The organism is Mycobacterium sp. E735 (assembly GCF_001666955.1).
Lineage (GTDB): Bacteria > Actinomycetota > Actinomycetes > Mycobacteriales > Mycobacteriaceae > Mycobacterium.
This window is the reverse complement of sequence record NZ_LZIX01000038.1, coordinates 24,266-30,429: the sequence shown is the minus strand read 5'-3', so window position 1 is coordinate 30,429 and position 6,164 is coordinate 24,266. Positions and strand designations below refer to the sequence as shown.

Genomic DNA, 6,164 nt, shown 5'->3' with positions numbered 1-6,164 from the left:
CCTGGGAGCACGACGCGCACCTGTACCTGCGGCGGGCGCACGCGATCGGCCGGTTCCTCGGCGGCGCCGAGCGCTGGTTGCGCCGGGTCACCGAACTGACCCAGGGCGGTGTGCGGCGCCGCCTCGGAATCGATCTCACCGATGTCGAGGGCCAGCGCGCGGAGATCGCCGCAACCGTTGCCGAAATCGCCGCGCTGCCAGTCGAGAAGCGGCAGGCGGCGCTCGCCGAGGCCGGGCTGCAGGCCCCGCACTGGCCGGCGCCGCACGGGCGCGGCGCGTCACCGGCCGAACAATTGCTCATCGATCAGGAGCTGGCGGCCGCCGGCGTGGTGCGCCCGGACTTGGTGATCGGCTGGTGGGCCGCGCCGACCATCCTCGAGCACGGCACACCGGAACAGATCGAGCGCTTCGTGCCGGGCACCCTGCGCGGCGAATTCCTTTGGTGCCAACTGTTTTCCGAGCCGGGAGCCGGCTCCGACCTGGCGTCGCTGCGCACCAAGGCGGTTCGTGCACCAGATTCCCAAGGCGGCTGGCTGCTCACCGGGCAGAAGGTGTGGACGTCGGCGGCCCACAAGGCCCGGTGGGGCGTGTGCCTGGCGCGCACCGACCCCGACGCCCCGAAGCACAAGGGCATCACCTACTTCCTGGTGGACATGCGCTCGCCGGGCATCGAGATCCGCCCGCTGCGTGAGATCACCGGTGACTCGCTGTTCAACGAGGTCTTCCTGGACAACGTGTTCGTGCCCGACGAGCTGGTGGTCGGCGCGGTGAACGACGGCTGGCGGCTGGCCCGGACCACGCTGGCCAACGAGCGGGTCGCGATGGCCACCGGCACCGCGCTGGGCAATCCGATGGAGGAGCTGCTCAAGGTGCTCGGCGAGCTCGACCTCGACGCCGCTCAGCAGGACCGGCTCGGGCGGTTGATCGTCATCGCCCAGACCGGCGCGCTGCTCGACCAGCGGATCGCCCAGCTCGCCGTCGGCGGGCAGGACCCCGGGGCGCAGTCCAGCGTCCGCAAGCTCATCGGCGTGCGCTATCGGCAGGCACTGGCCGAATACATGATGGACGTCTCCGAGGGCGGCGGGCTGGTCCGCAACCACGCGGTGTACGACTTTCTCAACACCCGCTGCCTCACCATCGCCGGCGGCACCGAGCAGATCCTGCTCACCGTGGCCGCCGAGCGGCTCCTCGGCCTGCCCCGCTGACGGCTTTCGCCGAACCTTCGCCGAGATTGCCACCACGGTCGTGGATTGCCCGAAATCACGACCCTGGGCGCAATCTCGGCGACGGGGCAGCTAGGAGAACGTGGTCTGCGCGCAGGTGCTGGGCGAGGTGATGTTGACCCCGGGATAGACCACCTGGATGTGGGTGCAGACGATGACGTTGTTGTCGGTTTTGGGCTGACCGGTCTGCCAATCGGTGGAGTCGATGCGCCCGGTCGTCTGGTACTTCTCCGGCGGACCCTCGCCGAAGTAGACCGTGGTGATCTCGTCGGACCCCATCGACTTCATCACCCGCTCGTGCTCACCGTTGGCGTGCGCGTCCAGGTAGGCCAGGCGGTTCGACGACCGGATCTCGGTGGTCTGTCGGGCCCAGAGGCCGTTCGGGAAGCCTGTCACCCCGTCGGGCGTCAGCATGTCCGCCCCGGCGGTGAAGTCGCAGTGGCCGTCGGCCTTGAAGCAGTTCAGGATGGTGCGCGTTTCGAGCTGGTTGGGCCCGTCGAGCGGGAACAGCGTGGTCGCGGTGTTGCTGGCCGCGCCGGCCGCCGGGGCGGGCAGCAACGCCAACGCCGACCCGATGACCGCACACCCGGTGATCAGTCGCTTCATGCTGCTCCCCTTTCGGTTCGCCAACCCTGAAGGTGAACCTAACCCCGCGACTATTCGTCGTAGGTGACTTCTACCGAATCAGATTCCGGGTGAGATTGACAGGCCAGGATCAGGCCGTCGTCGAGGTCCTGCTGCTCGAGCACGTCGTTGACCTCCATGCTGACCTTGCCGCCGCGCAAGGTGCACGCGCACGCGCCGCAGTGGCCCTCGCGGCAGGAGAACGGCGCGTCCAGGCCCTTGGCCAGCAGGACGTCGAGCAGCTTGGCGTTGCGCGGCCACGACACGGTGTGGGTTTCGCCATCGAGCTGCACCACCGCGGTGGCCGGCGGCGCGTCGCCCGGGGCGGTGTCGTCGATCTTCACCGCCGCGAACGGGTCGGAGTCCAGCGACTTGAACACCTCGACATGCACTTGCGCCGCAGGCACTTTCAGCGATTCCAGCGCTTCGCGGGCCGCGTTCATGAAGGGCCCGGGCCCGCAGATGTACACCGGCCGGCCGGTGTAGGGGGACGCGAGCCTCGCCAGCGCGGCCACGCTCGGCATCCCCTGCAGTGATTCCAGCCAGTGCACCACGGTGAGCCGGTCGGGGTACTTGGCGGACAGGTCGCGCAGCGCGTCGGCGAAGATCACCGACTTGTCGTCGCGGTTGGCGTAGAGCAGCGTCACCTGGCCGCTGCCCTCGGCGAGGGCCGACTTGGCGATCGACATGATCGGGGTGATCCCGCTGCCCGCCGCCATCAACAGGAAGTCGTCGTCGAGCGTCTTGGGCACGAAGTTGCCCGACGGGGCCAGCACGTGGATCCGCATGCCCGCCCGCGCGTGCTCGCACAGCCAGTTGGACGCGTAGCCGTCCGCGGTCCGCTTGACCGTGACGGTCAGCGCGTCGTCGGTGAACGGGGAGCTGCACAGCGAGTAGCAGCGGGCCACCGAACCGGTGCGCTCGCTGGGGACGCGCAGCGTCAGGAATTGCCCGGGCGCGTAGCGCAGCCGCTCGGGCGGGATGTCGGGGTCGCCCGGCTCGGCGGGTACCGCGAACACCAGCGACCGCGCGTCGTCCGTCTCGGCGACGACCTCGGCGATCTGCAGTTCAAGGACATGGTCGCCGAGCGGCTCGTCGAGGTTGGCCTCGGCCAAGACCCTATCCTCCCTCTCGTTACAACTAGAACATGTTACAGAAAAGCCGATTCGTATCGCTACCAGCCGCAGGAATACCCTGCTCGACACAAATCGGAACGTGTTCTAGTCTCTGGTGTAAGCCCGCTGAGTAAGTCTGGCCCAGGAGGCAAACTTAAGTGACGTCCATTCAACAACGTGACGCGCAGTCGGTTTTGGCCGGCATCGACGATCTGCTGCCGCGGATTCGGGAGCGCGCTCAGGCGACGGAGGATTTGCGGCGGCTGCCCGACGAGACCGTCCAGGAACTGCAGGACATCGGCTTCTTCACGCTGCTGCAGCCCGAGCAGTGGGGCGGCTTGCAGTGCGATCCGGGCCTGTTCTACGAGGCCGTGCGGCGGCTCGCCAGCGCGTGCGGGTCCACCGGCTGGGTGAGTTCGATCATCGGCGTGCACAACTGGCACCTGGCGCTGTTCGACCAGCAGGCACAGGAGGAAGTCTGGGGCGACGACGCGAACGTGCGGGTCTCGTCGTCGTATGCGCCGATGGGTGCCGGCGTGGTGACCGATGGCGGCTACCTGGTCAACGGTTCGTGGAACTGGTCGTCGGGATGCGACCACGCCACGTGGGCCTTCCTCGGCGGTCCGGTGATCAAAGACGGCCGCCCGGTCGACTTCGGCAGCTTCCTGATCCCGCGCAGTGAGTACCGCATCGACGACGTCTGGCATGTCGTCGGCCTGCGCGGCACGGGCAGCAACACCGTGGTGGTCAAGGACGTCTTCGTGCCCCGGCACCGGTTCCTGTCCTACAAGGCGATGAACGACGGCACCGCCGGCGGGTACCAGACCAACACCGCCCCGGTGTACAAGATGCCTTGGGGCACAATGCATCCCACCACCATCTCTGCGCCGATCGTCGGCATGGCCTACGGCGCGTACGACGCGCACGTGGAGCACCAGGGCAAGCGGGTGCGCGCGGCGTTCGCCGGGGAGAAGGCCAAGGACGACCCGTTCGCCAAGGTGCGCATCGCCGAGGCGGCCAGTGACATCGACGCGGCGTGGCGCCAGTTGAGCGGCAACGTCGCCGACGAATACGCGTTGCTGTCCGCGGGCAAGGAGATCCCGTTCGAGCTGCGCGCCCGCGCGCGCCGTGACCAGGTGCGCGCGACCGGGCGGGCGATCGCTTCGATCGACCGGCTGTTCGAGGCTTCGGGCGCGACCGCGCTGGGCAACGATCAACCGGTGCAACGGTTCTGGCGTGACGCGCACGCGGGCCGGGTGCACGCGGCCAACGACCCCGAGCGGGCTTACCAGATCTTCGGGAACAACGAGTTCGGGTTGCCGCCGGGCGACACGATGGTCTAGGCCGTGCGCCGGCGACGATGCAGAGCGTAAGAGCGACGCGGGGACCCCACCCGCTTGCGGGGGAGAGGAGCGGCGCTGAATGACGGCCACGACCGAACAGCTGACGTTCGACTCGACTTCGCGATTCGCCGAAGTCGACGTCGACGGGCCGCTGAAGCTGCACTATCACGAGGCCGGGGTCGGCAACGATCAGACGGTGGTGCTGTTGCATGGCGGGGGTCCAGGCGCGGCGAGCTGGACCAACTTCTCGCGCAACATTCCGGTGCTGGCGCAGCGATTTCACGTGCTGGCCGTCGACCAGCCCGGCTACGGGCTCTCCGACAAGCGCGCCGAACACGGGCAGTTCAACCACTACGCCGCGCGGGCCCTCAAGGGGCTCTTCGACCAGCTCGGGCTGGGACGCGTTCCGCTGGTTGGCAATTCGCTCGGCGGGGGCACCGCGGTTCGGTTCGCCCTCGACTACCCGGACCGGGCGGGCCGGCTGGTGTTGATGGGGCCCGGTGGGCTGAGCATCAACCTGTTCGCCCCCGACCCGACCGAGGGCGTCAAGCGACTGGGCAAGTTCTCCGCCGAACCCACCCGGGAGAACCTCGAGGCGTTCCTGCGGGTCATGGTCTACGACCAGAAGCTGATCACGCCCGAACTGATCGACGAGCGGTTCGCGCTGGCCAGCACGCCGGAATCGCTGATGGCGACCCGCGCGATGGGAATGTCCTTCGCGGGGGCCGATTTCGAGCTCGGGATGATGTGGCGCGAGGTGCACCGGCTGCGCCAGCCCGTGCTGTTGATCTGGGGTCGCGAGGACCGGGTCAACCCGCTGGACGGCGCGCTGGTCGCGCTGAAGACCATTCCGCGTGCGCAGCTCCACGTTTTCGGGCAGTGTGGGCACTGGGCGCAGGTGGAGAAGTTCGACGAGTTCAACAAGTTGACCGTCGATTTCCTGGGAGGTGCGTGATGAGCATCCGTTCGCTGGGCTACCTGCGCATCGAGGCCACCGACATGGCGGCCTGGCGTGAATACGGCCTGAAGGTGCTCGGCATGGTCGAGGGCAAAGGCAACACCGAGGGCGCGCTTTACCTGCGCATGGACGACTTCCCGGCCCGGCTGGTGATCGTGCCCGGCGAGCGCGACCACCTGATGGAGGCCGGCTGGGAGTGCGCCAATGCCGAAGGACTGCAAGAGATTCGGAACCGACTTGACGTCGAGGGCGTGCCCTACAAGGAGGCCACCGCCGCCGAGTTGGCGGATCGCCGGGTCGCCGAGATGATCCGGTTCGCCGACCCGTCCGGCAACTGCCTGGAGGTGTTTCACGGCGTCGCGCTGGAGCACCGGCGCGTGGTCAGCCCGTACGGGCACAAGTTCGTCACCGGTGAGCAGGGCCTGGGACACGTGGTGTTGTCCACCCGCGACGACGACGAGGCGTTGCACTTCTACCGGGACGTGCTCGGCTTCAAGCTGCGCGACTCGATGCGAATGCCGCCCCAGGTGGTGGGCCGGCCCGCCGACGGCGCGCCCGCGTGGCTGCGGTTCTTCGGCTGCAACCCGCGGCACCACAGCCTGGCCTTCCTGCCGCTGCCGACGCCCAGTGGCATCGTGCACCTGATGATGGAGGTCGAGAACGCCGACGACGTGGGTCTGTGCCTGGACCGGGCGCTGCGCCGCAAGGTGCCCATGTCGGCCACCCTGGGCCGCCACGTCAACGACCTGATGCTGTCGTTCTACATGAAGACGCCCGGCGGGTTCGACGTCGAATTCGGCTGCGAGGGAAGGCAAGTGGAGGACGACGACTGGGTCGCCCGGGAAAGCACCGCCGTGAGTTTGTGGGGCCACGACTTCACGGTCGGCGCCCGCGGGTAATC

General features: G+C 68.3%; 6 protein-coding genes. 4 read left to right on the top strand and 2 right to left on the bottom strand.

The annotated features are described in order from the left end of the window. Positions 1-1,205, top strand: a 1,205-nt coding sequence (locus A5704_RS03475) for an acyl-CoA dehydrogenase family protein (protein ID WP_197508442.1), incomplete at its 5' end; no start/stop codon positions are given. A 90-nt stretch (positions 1,206-1,295) separates the two neighbouring features. On the opposite strand, the gene A5704_RS03470 is transcribed toward A5704_RS03475, so the two are convergent. Both A5704_RS03470 and A5704_RS03465 read right to left on the bottom strand, forming a co-directional pair. Next, entirely contained in the window at positions 1,296-1,829 is a 534-nt protein-coding gene (locus A5704_RS03470; RefSeq protein WP_067761004.1) for a hypothetical protein, read from the bottom strand. Between the two features lie 50 nt (positions 1,830-1,879). Continuing rightward, positions 1,880-2,962: a ferredoxin--NADP reductase gene (locus A5704_RS03465; protein WP_067887392.1), complete on the bottom strand. Its 1,083-nt coding sequence runs from the start codon at positions 2,960-2,962 to the stop codon at positions 1,880-1,882. Between the two features lie 158 nt (positions 2,963-3,120). On the opposite strand from A5704_RS03465, the gene hsaA reads away from it, so the two are divergent. The 3 genes from hsaA to hsaC all read left to right on the top strand — a co-directional run bounded on the left by hsaA (position 3,121) and on the right by hsaC (position 6,162). Continuing rightward, the gene (gene hsaA, locus A5704_RS03460) at positions 3,121-4,305 is read left to right on the top strand and encodes a 3-hydroxy-9,10-secoandrosta-1,3,5(10)-triene-9,17-dione monooxygenase oxygenase subunit (protein WP_067761008.1); all 1,185 of its coding nucleotides are present in this window, start codon (positions 3,121-3,123) and stop codon (positions 4,303-4,305) included. Between the two features lie 79 nt (positions 4,306-4,384). Continuing rightward, the gene (hsaD, locus tag A5704_RS03455; protein WP_067778657.1) at positions 4,385-5,260 is read left to right on the top strand and encodes a 4,5:9,10-diseco-3-hydroxy-5,9,17-trioxoandrosta-1(10),2-diene-4-oate hydrolase; all 876 of its coding nucleotides are present in this window, start codon (positions 4,385-4,387) and stop codon (positions 5,258-5,260) included. Beyond that, positions 5,260-6,162: an iron-dependent extradiol dioxygenase HsaC gene (gene hsaC, locus A5704_RS03450; RefSeq protein WP_067761017.1), complete on the top strand. Its 903-nt coding sequence runs from the start codon at positions 5,260-5,262 to the stop codon at positions 6,160-6,162. The genes hsaD and hsaC overlap by 1 nt, the downstream gene beginning before the upstream one ends. Positions 6,163-6,164: the final 2 nt, after the last annotated feature.

Bases quoted from the DNA above. Each gene is read 5' to 3' on its own strand.
- A5704_RS03470 (WP_067761004.1), bottom strand. From the start codon at position 1,829: ATGAAGCGACTGATCACCGGGTGTGCGGTCATCGGGTCGGCGTTGGCG.
- hsaD (WP_067778657.1), top strand. From the start codon at position 4,385: ATGACGGCCACGACCGAACAGCTGACGTTCGACTCGACTTCGCGATTC.
- hsaC (WP_067761017.1), top strand. From the start codon at position 5,260: ATGAGCATCCGTTCGCTGGGCTACCTGCGCATCGAGGCCACCGACATG.